The following is a 16,422-nucleotide window of genomic DNA, read 5'->3' as shown; positions in this document are numbered from 1 at the left end:
TCTTCCAGTGAAAAAATTTATTTGTTACCTAATCTAGAAGCTACGTCTTCAACTTCTTTATATGCATTTTGTAATACTTCATTTGGATCTAGTACTGCTGTTCCTTGTGCACGAACGATTTGATAATCTTCAATACCTAGGAAATTAAACATTGCTTTTAAATATTTATGAGAGTATTCCACTTCTGTATACCAATCATCATTTGTATAGATCCCTCCACTTGCTTGTATAACAAGCATTCTTCTTCCATCTTTAAGTAGTCCCACTGATCCAGTTTCAGTATATTTAAATGTTTCACGTGCAATCATGATATTGTCCATGTAATCTTTTAACTTTGATGGAATATTAAAGTTGTGCAAAGGTAATACGATCACATACGTATTTGCACTTTTAAATTGTTGTAAAATTTCGGACATACGCTCTATTACTTTTTGTTCTTCATCAGTTAACTTTTGTCCATTTCCTTGCTTTTCCCATGCGCTTAAAACAGTTTTATCTATCATTGGTACTACATCATCGTATAAATTAATCTGTTCAATCGTTTCATTATTAGGAATTAATTCTTTATAAGATACTAAAAAGTGGTTAAGAACCTTAATGCTGACTGATGATGTATCATCCACTTTCGGATTTGCGTTTATAATAAGTGTTTTGTTCATTTGTATTTCCCCTTTTTAAAAGTTTTTACGTTTTAATTGTCGACAATATTAATCGTCGATCAATATTGTCTTTAATATAATCTCTGAAATTATTTTTGTCAAATGAAATACATACTATTCTAAAAGAGCCTTCTTTTATTTGACTAAAATTCTAAATGGTCCTAAGATACAATTTGATAACCCTTAAAATAAAAAGCAGGTGATTTGTATATGCAATATAGTGTTGGGGTTGAATATGCCTTGCATTGCCTAGTTTATTTAATCAATGCTCCTTCCAAGGAAAGTGTTGGAATAAAAGATTTGGCAGAGTTTCAAGGACTTTCTGAAACATTTCTTTCAAAAGTTTTCGGTAAATTATCTAAAGCTGACATTGTGAATTCTGTCCCAGGTGTAAAAGGAGGATACAGGTTAGCTAAGTCTCCAGAAGATATTTCTTTTTGGGATGTAATAGAAGCCGTCGAAGGCCCAAAACCTATTTTTCAATGTAAAAATATTGTACAAAATGGTCTACTATATCGAGACAAAGCTTGTAATTCTTGTGAGCCTAGCAATTCTTCTTGTACAATTAACTTAGTAATGCTTGAAGCAGAAGAACACATGCGTGAGTTTCTTCGTAAAAAGACTCTTGCATGGTTAGATAAAGAACTTGATATTGTTTTACCTGAAAAGATAAGGGTAGATACTCGTGAATACTTCAAACAAAAAAACTCTAACTAAATCGCCATGACGAATTAGTTAGAGTTTTTTTGTTTTTTAACATTAATTCCATCATGTGAGTACTTCATCACAAATTATTTCTTTAAATATCACATTTAATTAACTCATAAAGTTTCAAATTGATTAACATTGAAATTCTAAAAAATACAATTTTATTTTTGTAAAAAGTAAATGAATTTATGTGTTCAGATATTTTAAACATAGTGAAAATTGCCTTTGAAAAAGGAGCAGAGTACACGAAAGAAATCGTTGCTCGCATGGGCCGCGCCGGTACAGTTGGTGAGAGAAGTTTAGGCTACCCAGATGCAGGTGCACATGCGCTTGGAGTTATCTTTACGGAAATTGCTGGTAGTTTGAAATAGGCGTTAGAAAGTCCCTTTGCCTTAAGGTGGAGGGACTTTTATATATTATTCATTTGTATCTATATCAAATTTTTCATTGCTTTTTGCTTATTTGAGACTTAGTTTTTTTGTGATTGTAGCTTATCGATTTTCCAGTGTGCTCCTAGAGGATCTAAAGAGCTTTCAATATAAAACATATATTCATCTGCGGTACTTGGTACTTCAAAAGCTATTTTTAATTCTACCGTTTCATTTGGTTTAACTTGTATATCAGAAGGGGTTTGATCAAGCACCTTTCCTTCATAGGCCTTTCCGGCTTTTTCATCTTTTAGGTTATATTTTAATTCTGATAGTCCAATCGTTTGACCTCGTACATTTTTTACAGAGACATTAACAACGACGGAATCGTTACTAGCATTTAAATATGCATTTTGAACGGCGGTCAAGTAATAGCCTCCCTTAACACTCTCACCAACTAATAAAATACCTTGTTCCAAGCGGCTCATATCTTCTTTTTCTTCAAGATTTATTAATTCTTCATTTTCATTTTTTGCGGTTGGTTCTTCTATTGGACCATTTTCAACGGCACTATCTTTTTTATCTTGTGTGCAAGCAGCCGTAACACTGACTAATACTAGAATGAAAGTAAGTAATATGAATGATTTTCTCATAAAATTAATCTGTCTCCTTAAGTTTCTCAATTTTGTGCAACTATACATATAAGATTAACATAATGTCTCATTATTGGCTCAAAATAGGTAATTTTTTAGACGCCTTATTCTTTTTCCTTTTCATATACATTCGATTGGGTCTCACGATATTTGTTAATCTTTTAAATCATTGTCTTAGTAATACCGAGGGTTATTATAGATATATTAATCATATAATTTGTCCCTATCAAAATGAACGTTTCTTGCATCTAATATATTGTAAATATATTTTATTTTGAAAGGATGTGATTATATGGCTCATAAATCTACTGGAGTGTTTCGAGTTCCAGTTTCTGAAAATGGGATTATTCCAGCTGCTCTCAACATTATGTTAAACAATGATTCACGCTGTCATACTAGTAATGTAACGGTAACTGTTAAGAGAAGTCGAAACATTTCTTTCCCAATTCAAAATGAATTAGTTGAAATCTCTCGTACTTTTGTTTCTTTAGAACCAAACAGAACAACTAAGATTGTGTTGTTTACGCCAGAATTCCAAATAGAAGATTTTCTTGATGTCATCATTAGTGGAAATAAAGATGATGTTAAGGATGTGCTTGTATATTCTTTCTTAGCAGATTCAGCAGGTCACAATCTGCCATCTACTGTTTTTAGAAATGCAGAATACACTTTTGCTTGCTGACACCGTGATGATGTATTCTTTACTGTCATATATCTGAAGGGAAATGTTAAATAGGAGTTGATTTAACTTTTATTTGGGTTTTCCAAAGAAGTCTGCTTTAGCTAAATAAACAAGGAACCGACTAATACGTTCCTTGTTTATTTGCATTTTATATGAAATTTCGTGTCTATTATTTCGAAAGTAAATTTACAGAGGAACGGATTTTTCCTAGTGAAGTAGCACCTATAGATGAAAGTACTCAATATTCCAATTCTAAAGGTAGGCGAAATGCTTGAATGTTACCATCAGTAATAAACATCTTTATAATATGTAATTAGTATTATTCTACTCTTCAAATATCTCCGGCTTCTCCACTCTAAATGATTTCACCTCACCACATTCTAAACAAAATGTAGTTAATAGTTTGGAACCAGATAATGAATAAGGCACATAAAGAAAAGGTACCTTTTCTAATAGTTTTTTAGCAGAAACAACTACATCCGATAATGATTAATAGAATAAATAATACAACTAGTAAAGCAAATCCTCCAGCGAAACCGCAGCCTTCGCCGCAACTACCACCATATCCCATAACAATAGTGCCTCCTTTAGATAAAAGGGTAAAACTAGGGTTCATTCCATGGATTTTAACGGGTTCACTTTACCTTATGTTTTAAAGAATGAATTGAGCAGGTCCTTTTGAAAATATAGAAAAGACGCCATTAGGCGCCTTCCTGTTAGGTAGATAAGACTTTAGTTTTCCAATCTAAAGAAATTTTGTATCAGCTCTTTGTGAGTATATCATAATATCCGATTGATTTATTATGCATTGTTACATACTTTTCTAACTCCCTCTATTTTCTATTTGATAAAATAAAATCCCAATATTACCAAAAGTTAAATAAATATTTCTACATATTCAAGATATTTACATAATTTACAAAAGTGATACAGTTGAGTTGTAAGCTATAAAAACTATTAAAGGGGGATTTATTATGTTTAAGAAATTAGTAGTAGGGCTATTGGCAACTGGTATTGCATTAACAGGAGGAATTGGGGCAGCTTCAGCTGATATACAAAAAGATGTGAGCTCTCCGAAGCAAGCAACATGCTCAATTCCTTATGAGTATTCTAATGGTAAATTCAAAAGAACTCTTTATTACTCAAATGGAGTATATGCTAATAGTTTTACTGAAAATGTTTGTGGTGGAACGATTACGTGGTATTTAAAACATGTTCAAAATGGAGTTGCTTTTTACGAAGGTAATTTAAAATAGTAGATTTTTTGAACCTCATTTATTGAGGTTCTTTTATTTTTAGTTTTTAAACTGATCCTCCATAAAAAGGAAAAAAGAACTTGTAGAAATCACTACAAGTTCTCTTTTTGGTTAAAGCAAATATAAGTGACACATAAATTATCTCATTATTCATAACGGGGAACTATAATAATTACTAGTATTTATTTGAAAATTATGTTAATTGAGAGTAGGAATGAGAGGATACATCATTTAATAATCCTATTATTCCTCAACTTTATAGAAGGGTATGCTCAAGCGTTGTCATAAGGGTTAGGGGATTTATTAAATAGAAATAATTAGTTGTAATATAACGTGTTTTTTACCTAATAAACCTTTTGAATTCTAAATATTAACTATAGAGTAATTCATTTCATAAATTTTAAATTTTTGTGAACGCTGTTATTATTTTATATATAATTATTCCAATAAGTATTGTATTGGTTAGTTGTTTTCTGATAACATCTCTGTGTGTTCTACTCTAATAATTATAAAAAGGTGGTGTTTTCTTTATGTCAAACATGTTTCATCAAATTGGTGATGCGATTGAAAGGAGTATGTATTTTAAATCTTGTTTTTATATCTTAACAGGAGCTCTGCTTATTTATATTGGTTACATTGTAGGTAAGTGGGTGGGTTCTGTTGTATTCTAAAGTAAAATAATGTAATTTAATCAAGAAAAAAGAATTTTTTCAAAAAAGTGTAGATTTTTATTAAAAGGTGTATTAATATAAAATTCATATTGCTTAAATGTAATATAATTAAATTAAGAATAGGAGATATTATTATGAATTCAGTATTAAAAAAAGAAATGCCTAATTTAGCAGTATTAAGTAATGAGGAATTAAAAAACATTGATGGTGGAGTGGTTCCTTTAGCAATTGCTGGAGTTGCTGGTTTTACAAAAGTAGCTGGTGCAATAACAGCTGGAGCTGGAGTTGTTGGAGCAGGTTATGTAGGCGGAAAATGGGTTGGTAAAAAGATTTTCAAATAAGAGGTAGTAAGGAGTGCTTAAAATGAAAACGATTACTTTAGAAAAGTACAAAAGTCTAACTGAAGAAGAGTTGTACGATACAAATGGTGGACTTGGTCCTGTAATAGTAGCAGGTGGCTTACTAGTTGTTGGAGCTGGTGCTGGACTGTGGGATGCTTACGAAGAGAGTCAAGCAAAAAAGAAAAAGAAGAAAAAATAAACATTTTTATAAAGAGGAAAAGATTGTATGCGCTTAATAGTACAATCTTTTCTTCTTTATAAAAAGCCTTTCGATATGGAATTTTTGAAAGGCTAACAAATTTTATTGTTATCTTTAAGTACAATAAGTTTGAAACTCCTGTGTTTATTAACATATGTGGGAGAGAATGCATTTAAAAGTTAAATATGAGAGGTTGTTTAAATAAGTATGTCTTTATTTAAAAAATATCATTGGGTGAGACAACACGATATTAAAGATTGCGGTGCAGCATGTATTTCTACTGTATCTAAACATTATGGATTACATATACCTATCTCCAAAATCAGAGAATATGCTGGAACTGATAGAAATGGAACGAATGTTTATGGTTTAATTCAAGCGGCTGAAAAGTTAGGTTTTTCTGCTAAAGGAGTAAGGGGAAATGTAGAATCTTTAAAAGAGATTCCATTACCCGCTATTGCACATGTCATAATTGATGGGAAGTTATTACATTATGTTGTTATTTTAGAAATCACCAAAAAGGGTAAAGTGATTGTTGCTGATCCTGGAGAAGGGATTATTAAATATGATATTAAGGAATTTAATGAGATTTGGACAGGCGTTTTAGTTCTTTTAATACCTAATGAATCTTTTCAATCAAGAGATGAAGAGAAAAATACATTCAGTAGATTTATGTTTCTTTTAAAAAATCAACAAAGTCTCTTAATTCCTATTTTTCTTTCATCAATTTTAATAACCATATTTGGAGTTTTGGGTGCTTTTTATTTCAAAATTGTAATTGATAATATTGTTACTGAGAATTTAAAGCATACGCTAACATATCTTTCTATTGGGATCATCGTATTATACATTTTTAAAGTTCTTTTAGAGTTGTTTAGGTCGCATTTAATTTTATATTTGAGTCGTCGGTTAGATATAAAGTTAATGTTTGGTTACTATAAACATGTTTTATCCTTACCGATGAACTTTTTTGAAACAAGAAAAGTCGGTGAAATTATTTCGAGGTTCCAAGATGCTGCTAAAATTAGGGAGGCACTTGCGACAACAACTTTAACTGTGATGATTGATACGATCATGGTAATAGCTGGCTCTATTTTGTTGTATACACAAAGTTCTACTTTATTTTTCATTACAGCATTACACGTACCTATATACATCCTTATTATTTGGATGTTTCAAAGCTCTTATGAAAAAATTAATCGTCAAGAAATGGAAAGTAATGCTGAATTAACTTCTTATATTGTAGAATCGCTAAATGGGATATCAACAATAAAATCCTATAATGCTGAAAAAGAAGCAGAATTTCAAACTGAAAAAAGATTGATAAGTCTTTTGCAGAAATTCTTTAAACGGTTTCTAATTACAAATAGTCAAGAATCTATTAAAACAATTGTGGAATTAGTAGGGGGTGTTGTAATTTTATGGGTTGGAGCTATTGCTATATTAAACGGGGAAATGACAATAGGTCAGCTAGTTGCATATAATGCACTATTGGTGTATTTCTTAGATCCTATAAAAAACCTAGTAGATTTACAGCCAACATTACAATCTGCTTTTGTTGCTTCAAAAAGATTGACTGAGATTTTAGATTTAGATTTAGAAAAGAATGATCAAGAAGATAAAAAACTTTCACCTACTTCTTTTCATCACAAAATTAGATTGGATAATATAACTTTTAAATATGGAACTAGGCAAAATATATTTAATAATTTAAGTTTTGAAATCCCAATTGGATATAGTGTTGGGTTTGTAGGGGAAAGTGGTTCAGGTAAAACAACAATTGCTAAATTATTAATGAGATATTATGACGTAAACGAAGGTAACATTTATTATGATAACTATCATATTAAAGATATGAATAGGACAGGTTTAAGAAATAAAATAGCTTATGTTGCTCAGGAATCTTTTTTCTTTAGTGGTAGTATTTTTGATAATTTGGTATTTGGTTTGAATAGAGAGGTAACAATGGACAAAATAATAGAGGCATGTATATTGGCCGATGCCCATGAATTCATTAGTTCCTTGCCACTCCGATATGACACATTATTAGAAGAAAATGCTTCTAATGTATCTGGTGGTCAACGGCAACGGTTATCAATTGCCCGTGCTCTATTAAAAGAAGCAGACGTACTTATTTTAGATGAGGCTACAAGTCATCTGGATTCGACTAGTGAGAGAAAAATAATTGAAAACTTAAAGGAATATAGAGCAGGTAAACTAACAACCATAACAATTGCTCATCGATTAAGTACAATTATGCATTGTGATAACATATTTGTAATGAGCAAAGGAGAAATTGTTGAGGAAGGCAAGCATGGAGAATTAATAAATAAAGATGGTTTATATAGAGTGTTGTGGAATAATCAGCTACCACAAGAATTATTAGAGATCACCCGATAAAAAGGAGCATAAGAGGAGTATACATAAATGTCACAACCAATAAGAGACATAACAGAGCTGACTGATAGCGTTGAAATGCTTGAGAAAAATCCCCCGAAATTTATTAAGCTATTTATCTATCTAGTACTAGCTATAATAGTTAGTGCTTTGATTTGGTCTTATTTTAGTAAAATAGATATCTCAACTAAAGGGTCTGCTACTATCCAATCTTCTACGGCTGCAGTAGCTGTTAAACCAAAAGTATCAGGAGAAATTAATGATATTAAGATTAAACAAGGCGAAAAAGTACATAGGGGAGATCCTTTAATAGGTATAACTAATAAACAGTTAGAGCAGGAAAAAAAACACTTAGAAGAAAATAGAGATAAATTGGATGCGGAAATTAAGGATTTAAACATTCTTAAAGATGTTATTGAAAAGAACCAATCAAAATTGCCTGTAGATGTTGAAGGAAGTATAAAAAATGAGTTAGATAGCTATTTAAAGCAAAAACACTTATTAAATAATGAAAATAAAAATAAGATTGCTGATTTTAACTTTCGCCTTCATGGCCTAAATCATGTAAAAGATGAGGTTATAAATAATCTGGAATTTGAAATTGAAGCTATAAAAAATCAAAATAATATCTTGAAAATTGAAAAAGAGGGATTTCTTAAACAAAATAAGATTATTAAGGATGAAAATATTAATCAAGAAACTGAAGCAAATATGAATAAGGTGAATCAATTAGATTCTCAGATTGAGGGGAATCTAAAGAGTATTTTAATAAAACAAGAGCAAATAAAAAATAGGACCCAGGAAATAGCATTGGAGAAAAAGGTTATCAATGAGAATATAAGAACTCAAGAGTCTAATGTTCAAGATTCTGTTGAAAGTCTTAGAATTTCTAAAGTCTCGGATATTTCAAAGGAGATTGATGAAAAGAAAAAACAATTGTTTTTGTTGCAACAAGATATTAATAATATGAATTTGAGCTATGAACAAACTTTAATTATTGCTCCGAAAGATGGTGTAATTGAAATGCCGAATCGTATTAAAGTAGGGGACACGATTGAACAAGATAAAGAGATATTATCAATATCACCTGATGAAAATGCGAATAGGGTATTATTATATATTAATTCAGAAGAGATTAATAAAATTAAATCGGGCGATAAAATTAAATATACTTTTGAAGTGGGAACGACGGAAACTTATTATGGAAGTGTAGTTCAAATTTATCATGACCCTGTTATTAGCAAGAATAAAGATACTACATTCTTTGTTGTAGAAGGAACAATTGAAAATAAAGGGAAAAAGAAGTTGCGATCAGGTTCTACTGGAAAAGCTGCAATTGTAGTAGATCAAAGAAATATTCTTTCATTAATATTAGAAAAATTAGATGTGCTTAACTGACAAAGAATAATAAATTAGCTTTTTAGGAGGAACATTCATGTTCATGGTGTCTACAGCAGTTTTTTTACTGGTCACTTTACTGTGTATTACGTTATATTTTAAAACACACGATAAACGTTTTATGTATCTTGGATATGTATCATTATTTTTAACTTTTTTTGTTATTGGTACTTTTTCATAATTAAATGTCCAGTGGTTTATCACAAACTAAATTAAGAAGAGCATATATAAGAGAGAAAAGGCATTCATAAGAATGCCTTTTCTCTATCAATAGCCCGAGGAGAAGAGAGTAAGAAAGAAGTACCAACAAAATTTGAAATTATATCAGACTTCCACGAGCCAATTATTGAACAATACAAAGAGTTTTTGAAAGAAAATGAAATAACTGTCGCTGGTATTGAATTTATTCGTAGTGCGGATCGAACAATTTATCCCGCATTAACGGGCAGTAAGACCCCCACCTCAAAATTCAGCGAAAGCAAAGAAGTTAGGTGGGGGATCAACTGCCCGTAAAAGCCCGATTGGTTCAACTAATAATCAGTGGGGATGAACAAAACCCCCACTGATTAAAGTTTCACTTTATACGTATGATATTAATACAAATACAAACTATAATTCTGACGCAGAGTCTGTAGCGAATCAATTTGGTATGCTTGAACTTGCTACATTCCTTGGAAGAGAATTAGAGAAACAAGTAGAGTCAGTTAAATAGTGTAGAAGGTTCTAGTGAAAACCTTGGTTAAAGTAATCGTGGGAGTATGGTCAAGTTTAGGGTAGTACTACTTACATGCTCCATGGTGTTTGCGCTAGAACGAAAAATAGTAATCAGGAAGAAGTAATGAAGACACTTTTCAACGCCTATAAAGAAGTGGCAAGTAAAAATGAGTATACAAATTATAATAGGTCGAATGTTTCATATGGAATTTCTGGATCACCTGGAAATTATACGTTTACGTTAAAGATTACATATCGTGAAACGAAAGAACAAACGGAATATGTAATGAAGCAAGCAAAGGCAATCGTTTCTTCGATTACGCAAGTTGGAATGGATGATCATGAAAAAGTGAAGGCGATTCATGATTATGTCGTAAAACACGTTTCTTATGATACATCTTATAAAGCTTACACAGCATATGAAGCACTCGTAAATCGTTCTGCAGTTTGCCAAGGTTACGCACTATTAACTTATCAATTATTAAAAGAAGCTGGAATTGAGAATCATTTTGTAGTAGGAACTGGAGACGGACAGCCTCATGCTTGGAACTTAGTGAAAATTGAAAACAAATGGTATCACCTTGATACAACATTCGATGAACAAGGCCGCGTAACATATTCTTATTTCAACTTATCAGATGAGCAAATCGCAAGAAATCATGTGTGGAACCGCGGGGACTATCCGCAAGCTACAACAAATTATTATAGTACATTAACAAATAAAATTGCGGCAGGAGGTACGAAAACTCCTACATATCAGCAAATTTTAAAAGATACAAAGTTGAATTATTTAGGAAATGAATACATCGCAAATAACTATAATGAATTCAAAAATAAAATGCAGCAACGTTATAACGAAAAGTTACCAAAGATTGAAATCCTTTATAAACAATCAATGGATGGCGCATTGCAAGATGTGAAAAAAGTAATTGGGGAAATCGGTTATCCGCAAGGGGCAAACCGTGTTTCTTATAAAGCTGAGCCGTATAATGCGAAAGAAGGATATTCTTTAGTGACGATTACGTTTATGTAAAAAAGTAACCTAGATCCCATGTTGGATCTAGGTTGTTTTTTTATAACTTAATTTGACATATACAGTTCAACTGTATAAAATCAAACTATACAGTTGAACTATATAGTTTAGCTATATATTTATCGTTACATTGGAGGTCTTTATGAATAGAGATAAAAATTTACCATTAACGGAAACAACGTATTACGTTCTTTTAGCGTTATTAGAGCCAGCTCATGGATATTTAATTATGCAAAAGGTGGAGGAATTAAGTAATCAACAAGTAAAGATCGCAGCGGGTACATTGTATGGTGCGGTTGAAAATTTATTAAAACAAGGGTTAATAGAATCGGTAAAAAGTGAAGATAAACGAAGAAAAGTGTATGTCATTACGGAACGTGGGAAAGAAGTATTGCGCTTAGACTTTATGAGAATGCAGCACATTATTGAGGTTACAAAGAGTTTATTACACGTATAGTTAGGGGGAAACGATGATGTGGAGATTGAAATTCTTTTTAGACTTTGAGAAAGAGGAAAAATGGTTAGAAGAGATGGCTTGGAAAGGCTATCAACTAGAAAGCACTACATTTGGTTATACATTTAGATATACAGAGCCGGAAGATGCGACGATTAGAATAGACCATAGAGTATTTAGTAGAAAAAGTGAATTTATGAATTACTGCACGTTATTTGAAGATAGTGGCTGGGAGCATATAGCTGGTAATCGGTGGTCAGGTACGTACTATTTTAAAAAGATAAATGAAGAAAGTGAAGATGACATTTTCTCAGATCAAATGTCACGAGCGGGGAAGTATAAACGTCTATCTAAAACATTTTTAGAATTAGCGATCTGTTATTTGCCGATAGTATTCCTATTTATGTTTAATGACACGATTCATTTAGGAGCACTTGTAAATCCGAAAGAACTATATTTGACGCCAGGACTATGGGATAAGCAAGGTGTATCATTTCTATGGTCATTCTTATTTGAAACGCCATTTGCATTGATGAGAGGTTTTGCATGTTTGTTTATCCCTGCTGCAATTGTTATGTATTTAGTTTGCTCGTATAAAGCAAATCGGTTGTATGAGGCGAGAAGATGATAGAAGAGATCTCCTTAAAGCTGACGCTTTGAGGGGATTTTTTGAGTTTGTAAATGGTACCTTTTTAAAACGAGTAAAGGAAAAGGATGCTTTATAGAGCATGCCTACAATTTAGAATTTACTATATTCATTGTTGTAAATATGTATAATTACATAAAAATTCAAGAGAAAAGAGAGTATACTTTTTTATTGTGTAATAAAGATAAGGCCCGCCTACGGAAATAGGTGGGCCTTTTTAATATATAAAGAAAAGATATCCTCTAAGATGTCTTCTTAAAGAAATCCTTCATCATTTTCACATCTTTTATGTTCACTACCACGCCTTGCACCTTATCTTTCTTCTCATCTTTAGCAATCGTAACTTGCTCTTTATTATCAACCCACACAAGAAACTCTTCTTTTGCGTCATCTTTATATGTAACGGTAATAGTAGAATGCGCAGATTCTCTCTTTTTTTGATTTAGTGTGATTTGTTTAGGTTTGCCTTTTTGAACTGCTGAAACGATTGATTGTATCATTTCTTCGTTGTCTGTTTGAGATTTAGAAGTAGTGTTGTTGGTTGTCTGAAGTATTTCGATATCTGTAATATTTGCGGAGTTTAATTGAAAGGCATTTTTTTTCTGTTCTTGTTTAGTTTGTGGAGATTTGTCTGTAGCTGAGGTACTTGCACAGCCTATTAAAGTGAAAGATAGAGCGGTTAGAGCGCATATAGATATGATTTTTTTCATAGTATCCCTCCTTACTTTTAATTATAACAATTTTCTGTTAATTAAGGTAGTTATTGTAAGGGAAAATGTTTTAAAGTGGTAAATTATGTTGTTCATTCTCTATTAAAATCAAAATTCACATAACTTTTTTCATATTTTATGTTTAACATTTCGAAAATGGGTGTACTACATATAATATAACAAATAATTCATTTTAGAGGAGGAAGTTAAAGATGGAAACGAAGTATAGTAAACCTTTTGTATATGAATTTATTACGGAGAAAGAGGTCATGAATGCGGCGAATGATCTAGTGAAGAAAGGGATAGACCAAAAAGATATTTACGTATTAACACATGAGAAAGATAGGACAGATAGAATCGCAGACAATGCAGACGTGAATACAATTGGAATAAAAGAGGAGGGACTTGGGACAAGTATTATTAACGTCTTTCAAAAAACGGGAGATCAGTTAAGAAATAAGATGCAAGAGTTAGGACTTAATGAGGAAGAAGCTAACTTTTATGAAGAAAAACTGGATGAAGGAAAAATCTTGTTATTCGTTAAGGATTTAGAAAGAGTCGGTGAATGGTTACAAGAAAGAAGATGCATGTATTCTATTTAAATTTGTATCCTATAAATCTATTACGAAAAGGAGATTGTAAATATGAGTGAGAACGGGCTAAAAGAACAAATTACTGGTAAGGTTGAAAAGAAAAAGGGCGAAGTAAAAGAAGGAATTGGTGAAATTACAGAAGATAGAGAGTTGAAAAATGAAGGGAAGTGGGAAAAAACGAAGGGAACGATAAAAGAAAAAGTCGGAAAAGTGAAACAAAAGATAAGTGATGAATTGGATCATAAAGAATAATACATGTTTATCAAGCTTTGGTTACATACCAAAGCTTGATAAATCCATTATAAAAATAATATAGGAGGTTTAATTATGGGACTTATTATTACGTGTATTGTAGGTGGACTTATTGGTGCGTTAGCTGGAATGATTACAGGAAAGGACTTCCCTTTAGGTATAGTTGGTAACGTTATTGCCGGATTAATCGGATCTTGGGTAGGTAGTGCGTTATTTGGTCATTGGGGTCCTGAATGGGGAGGCATCTTTATTCTTCCAGCTTTATTAGGTGCAATCGTCTTTATTTTAATCGTTACATTCTTTTCTAGAATGCTGCGGAAAGCGTAAGTATGATAATAAATAGTAATCTTAAGTTTATTATATATAGCTATAAAGTAAATGAACTGATAAATATACATAAAAAAGCATCCAATTAAACTAATTTGGATGTTTTTTTCATGTAATCTGCATAGAAATGAGTGGAGGATGAAGAACCCCCACTCATTAACGTTACACTTTCTATTATGTATTAAACCATTGTTACTTTTTCACAATTATTTATTCTTACGACCTGCCTTGGTTCTATATGAGATAAGTCCTCGCTATTACCTATATCAACTACAATTGTATTACTTAGTATGTTAATAACGGAACCAATTAATTTTGTAGCATGATCGTGTCGATAAGAAAATTGAACAAAATCTCCCTTTTTAAAGTTGTGCTCTTCCATAGATACATCCCCCTAAAAATAATGTTTATACATTATACATACACAAAATTATAAGTTTTAAACATTTATTAGTACGATTTAAGTGTTAAGCCGAGAAAGGTGTAGAAAATTTATTTATCCCGCTTTAATGGGCAGTAAGACCCCCACCTCAAAATTCAGCGAAAGCAAAGAATTTAGGTGGGGAATCAACTGCCCATAAAAGTCCGATTGGTTCAACTAATAATCAGTGGGGGATGAAGAAAACCCCCACTGATTAAAGTTTCACTTTATAATTAAAATGAAAAAATATGTTTAAAACTAATTTTTACGGGTAATTAAATAGTAGTAGTTTGAGATAAGGGGGCGTAAATGATGAATTTGGCAGTAAATATTTTGCAAAATGATTTAGGTTATACAGTACAACTTAATGGTGAAATTGATGCATATACGGCATCAGATTTGAAAAATAAGATGATGCCCATTGCAAGCGAAAAAGAGGTTTATATTATAGTAGATTTTAATAAGGTAGATTATATGGATAGTACAGGTTTAGGCGTGTTTATAGCTCTTTTAAAAGCAATTAAGAAAAATGATGGAAAGCTAGAGTTTATTGGCGTATCTAAACGACTAAAAAGATTGTTTGATATTACAGGGCTAACAGAAATATTAAATTTGAATTCCGATTTTGAAAAAGTAGAAAGAAGGTGACTAGGGATGATGGAGAGATTTGAAAAGATAGAAATGAAAATTCCTGCAAAAGCAGAATATGTGGCTATTATTCGTTTAACAATGGCTGGTGTTGCGAATCGAATGGGCTTTGCTTATGACGATATAGAAGACATGAAAATTGCTATTAGTGAAGCTTGTACAAATATTGTACAACATGCATACAAAGAAGACGTTGGAGAAATTGCAATTGTCTTTGGGCTATATGAAGATCGATTAGAAATTATGGTTGCTGATAATGGGGTTAGCTTTGATTTTAGCACCTTAAAAAGGAAAGTTGGTCCGTATGATATTAGTAAACCAGTAGAACATTTGCCGGAAAATGGTTTAGGTTTATATTTAATTAATACGTTAATGGATGATATACAAATTATGCATGATGAGGGCATGACAGTTTTAATGACAAAATATATACAAAGAGAGCAGGTGGAGAATGATGGAAATCCAATCTCAACCTACAAATCTTGCTAAAGAAGACGTTATTAAACTAATTGCAGAATTTCAACAAAACCAATGTGATGAAGCGCAGGAAAGGTTAGTTCATCACTATAAAAATCTCGTACATTCCATTGCATATCGCTATTCAAAAGGTGGCCCGATGCATGAGGATATTATACAAGTAGGGATGTTAGGGCTCTTAGGCGCAATAAGAAGGTATGATTATTCGATAGGAAATGCTTTTGAGCCGTTTGCCATACCTACGATAGTAGGGGAAATAAAGAAGTATTTACGTGATAAAACTTGGGGTATTCATGTTCCAAGGCGGATTAAAGATTTAGGCGGGAAGATTAAACTTGCGATAGAGGAGCTAACAGATCATCTACAACGTTCACCGAAGATTATAGAGATTGCAGATCACTTAGGACTATCCGAAGAGGAAGTGCTAGAAATTATGGATGCGAAAAATAATTATCGAGTATCTTCCTTAGATGATGTAGTTGAAAATTCATCTGATGGAAGTTCGGTAGCGAGAATTGAATCTGTAGGTGAAGTAGAGCAAGGATATGAAGAGACAGAAAGACGTCTCGTTTTAAATGATATTTTTAACGTATTAAATGATACGGAAAAGAGTGTTATTCATTATATATTTGGTGAAAATTTAAATCAAAAGGATACAGGGGAACGATTAGGTATTTCACAAATGCACGTTTCTCGTATTAAAAGACAAGCGATAAGTAAATTGAAGCAAGCAGCGTTTTTAGATACATAAAAAATTTTAAATAATTATGTTTAAAACATGAGAAAAGGGGTAGTTATTAAGTATAGGAGGAGAT

23 protein-coding genes and 2 pseudogenes are annotated in these 16,422 nt (G+C 31.8%); 20 read left to right on the top strand and 5 right to left on the bottom strand.

Annotated features, from left to right (window positions below; all coding sequences use genetic code 11):
• Positions 1-17: 17 nt before the first annotated feature.
• The gene (locus ACLBWW_RS19970) at positions 18-659 is read right to left on the bottom strand and encodes an FMN-dependent NADH-azoreductase (protein ID WP_098706459.1); all 642 of its coding nucleotides are present in this window, start codon (positions 657-659) and stop codon (positions 18-20) included.
• 210 nt (positions 660-869) lie between these two features.
• On the opposite strand from ACLBWW_RS19970, the gene ACLBWW_RS19965 reads away from it, so the two are divergent.
• Together ACLBWW_RS19965 and ACLBWW_RS19960 are read left to right on the top strand one after the other, a co-directional pair.
• On the top strand, positions 870-1,376 hold the full coding sequence (locus ACLBWW_RS19965; protein ID WP_447614189.1) for an RrF2 family transcriptional regulator: 507 nt from the start codon (positions 870-872) through the stop codon (positions 1,374-1,376).
• Between the two features lie 191 nt (positions 1,377-1,567).
• Entirely contained in the window at positions 1,568-1,738 is a 171-nt protein-coding gene (locus tag ACLBWW_RS19960) for a DAK2 domain-containing protein (protein WP_371411555.1), read from the top strand.
• 98 nt (positions 1,739-1,836) lie between these two features.
• Here the strand turns inward: ACLBWW_RS19960 and ACLBWW_RS19955 are convergent, their stop codons facing one another.
• A complete protein-coding gene (locus tag ACLBWW_RS19955) occupies positions 1,837-2,388 on the bottom strand; it encodes a DUF4352 domain-containing protein (RefSeq protein WP_098706460.1) in 552 nt (183 codons plus the stop codon).
• Between the two features lie 292 nt (positions 2,389-2,680).
• Here ACLBWW_RS19955 and ACLBWW_RS19950 point away from each other — a divergent pair, with 292 nt between their 5' ends.
• A complete protein-coding gene (locus ACLBWW_RS19950) occupies positions 2,681-3,070 on the top strand; it encodes a hypothetical protein (protein ID WP_048545462.1) in 390 nt (129 codons plus the stop codon).
• Positions 3,071-3,530: 460 nt separating this feature from the next.
• On the opposite strand, the gene ACLBWW_RS19945 is transcribed toward ACLBWW_RS19950, so the two are convergent.
• Positions 3,531-3,641 (bottom strand): YjcZ family sporulation protein, encoded by a 111-nt coding sequence (locus ACLBWW_RS19945; RefSeq protein ID WP_000540371.1) that lies wholly within the window; start codon positions 3,639-3,641, stop codon positions 3,531-3,533.
• A 403-nt stretch (positions 3,642-4,044) separates the two neighbouring features.
• Here ACLBWW_RS19945 and ACLBWW_RS19940 point away from each other — a divergent pair, with 403 nt between their 5' ends.
• From ACLBWW_RS19940 to ACLBWW_RS19890, 11 genes and pseudogenes are all read left to right on the top strand, one after another.
• Positions 4,045-4,326, top strand: a complete 282-nt coding sequence (locus ACLBWW_RS19940) for an LCI fold-containing protein (RefSeq protein WP_048545461.1) — start codon at positions 4,045-4,047, stop codon at positions 4,324-4,326.
• Between the two features lie 530 nt (positions 4,327-4,856).
• Positions 4,857-4,997, top strand: a complete 141-nt coding sequence (locus ACLBWW_RS19935) for a hypothetical protein (RefSeq protein ID WP_000069043.1) — start codon at positions 4,857-4,859, stop codon at positions 4,995-4,997.
• A 134-nt stretch (positions 4,998-5,131) separates the two neighbouring features.
• Entirely contained in the window at positions 5,132-5,338 is a 207-nt protein-coding gene (locus ACLBWW_RS19930; protein ID WP_001089632.1) for a class IIb bacteriocin, lactobin A/cerein 7B family, read from the top strand.
• Between the two features lie 22 nt (positions 5,339-5,360).
• Positions 5,361-5,537, top strand: a complete 177-nt coding sequence (locus ACLBWW_RS19925) for a class IIb bacteriocin, lactobin A/cerein 7B family (RefSeq protein ID WP_000849668.1) — start codon at positions 5,361-5,363, stop codon at positions 5,535-5,537.
• Positions 5,538-5,744: 207 nt separating this feature from the next.
• On the top strand, positions 5,745-7,937 hold the full coding sequence (locus tag ACLBWW_RS19920; protein ID WP_000051679.1) for a peptidase domain-containing ABC transporter: 2,193 nt from the start codon (positions 5,745-5,747) through the stop codon (positions 7,935-7,937).
• A 27-nt stretch (positions 7,938-7,964) separates the two neighbouring features.
• Complete coding sequence (locus ACLBWW_RS19915) at positions 7,965-9,332, top strand: HlyD family efflux transporter periplasmic adaptor subunit (RefSeq protein WP_048545460.1); 1,368 nt, start codon at positions 7,965-7,967, stop codon at positions 9,330-9,332.
• A gap of 37 nt (positions 9,333-9,369) precedes the next feature.
• On the top strand, positions 9,370-9,513 hold the full coding sequence (locus ACLBWW_RS19910; RefSeq protein WP_000481197.1) for a hypothetical protein: 144 nt from the start codon (positions 9,370-9,372) through the stop codon (positions 9,511-9,513).
• Positions 9,514-9,611: 98 nt separating this feature from the next.
• Positions 9,612-10,044, top strand: a pseudogene (locus ACLBWW_RS19905) (hypothetical protein); the annotation flags it as partial.
• A 96-nt stretch (positions 10,045-10,140) separates the two neighbouring features.
• Positions 10,141-11,079 (top strand): annotated as a pseudogene (locus ACLBWW_RS19900) (transglutaminase domain-containing protein); the annotation flags it as partial.
• Positions 11,080-11,221: 142 nt separating this feature from the next.
• Complete coding sequence (locus ACLBWW_RS19895; protein ID WP_048545456.1) at positions 11,222-11,536, top strand: PadR family transcriptional regulator; 315 nt, start codon at positions 11,222-11,224, stop codon at positions 11,534-11,536.
• A gap of 13 nt (positions 11,537-11,549) precedes the next feature.
• A complete protein-coding gene (locus tag ACLBWW_RS19890) occupies positions 11,550-12,161 on the top strand; it encodes a DUF2812 domain-containing protein (RefSeq protein WP_098068738.1) in 612 nt (203 codons plus the stop codon).
• A 260-nt stretch (positions 12,162-12,421) separates the two neighbouring features.
• On the opposite strand, the gene ACLBWW_RS19885 is transcribed toward ACLBWW_RS19890, so the two are convergent.
• Positions 12,422-12,889 (bottom strand): hypothetical protein, encoded by a 468-nt coding sequence (locus ACLBWW_RS19885; RefSeq protein WP_098801978.1) that lies wholly within the window; start codon positions 12,887-12,889, stop codon positions 12,422-12,424.
• A 212-nt stretch (positions 12,890-13,101) separates the two neighbouring features.
• On the opposite strand from ACLBWW_RS19885, the gene ACLBWW_RS19880 reads away from it, so the two are divergent.
• The 3 genes from ACLBWW_RS19880 to ACLBWW_RS19870 all read left to right on the top strand — a co-directional run bounded on the left by ACLBWW_RS19880 (position 13,102) and on the right by ACLBWW_RS19870 (position 14,061).
• Positions 13,102-13,491, top strand: a complete 390-nt coding sequence (locus tag ACLBWW_RS19880; protein ID WP_000448802.1) for a general stress protein — start codon at positions 13,102-13,104, stop codon at positions 13,489-13,491.
• A gap of 42 nt (positions 13,492-13,533) precedes the next feature.
• A complete protein-coding gene (locus ACLBWW_RS19875) occupies positions 13,534-13,734 on the top strand; it encodes a CsbD family protein (protein ID WP_064469172.1) in 201 nt (66 codons plus the stop codon).
• Positions 13,735-13,809: 75 nt separating this feature from the next.
• Positions 13,810-14,061: a GlsB/YeaQ/YmgE family stress response membrane protein gene (locus ACLBWW_RS19870; protein WP_000522902.1), complete on the top strand. Its 252-nt coding sequence runs from the start codon at positions 13,810-13,812 to the stop codon at positions 14,059-14,061.
• A gap of 181 nt (positions 14,062-14,242) precedes the next feature.
• On the opposite strand, the gene ACLBWW_RS19865 is transcribed toward ACLBWW_RS19870, so the two are convergent.
• Entirely contained in the window at positions 14,243-14,443 is a 201-nt protein-coding gene (locus ACLBWW_RS19865) for a hypothetical protein (protein WP_064469173.1), read from the bottom strand.
• Positions 14,444-14,791: 348 nt separating this feature from the next.
• On the opposite strand from ACLBWW_RS19865, the gene ACLBWW_RS19860 reads away from it, so the two are divergent.
• Genes ACLBWW_RS19860 through sigB form a run of 3 tightly spaced genes read left to right on the top strand, consistent with a single transcriptional unit; the run spans position 14,792 to position 16,358 of the window.
• Positions 14,792-15,130: an STAS domain-containing protein gene (locus ACLBWW_RS19860; protein WP_048545441.1), complete on the top strand. Its 339-nt coding sequence runs from the start codon at positions 14,792-14,794 to the stop codon at positions 15,128-15,130.
• A gap of 6 nt (positions 15,131-15,136) precedes the next feature.
• Positions 15,137-15,619 (top strand): anti-sigma B factor RsbW, encoded by a 483-nt coding sequence (gene rsbW, locus ACLBWW_RS19855; RefSeq protein WP_048545439.1) that lies wholly within the window; start codon positions 15,137-15,139, stop codon positions 15,617-15,619.
• Positions 15,582-16,358: an RNA polymerase sigma factor SigB gene (gene sigB, locus ACLBWW_RS19850; protein ID WP_098080712.1), complete on the top strand. Its 777-nt coding sequence runs from the start codon at positions 15,582-15,584 to the stop codon at positions 16,356-16,358. Before rsbW ends, sigB begins: the two co-directional genes overlap by 38 nt.
• Positions 16,359-16,422 lie beyond the last annotated feature (64 nt).

It is taken from the genome of Bacillus sp. M5A3_1b, assembly GCF_053345335.1.
This window is presented reverse-complemented; position numbering and strand designations above follow the sequence as displayed.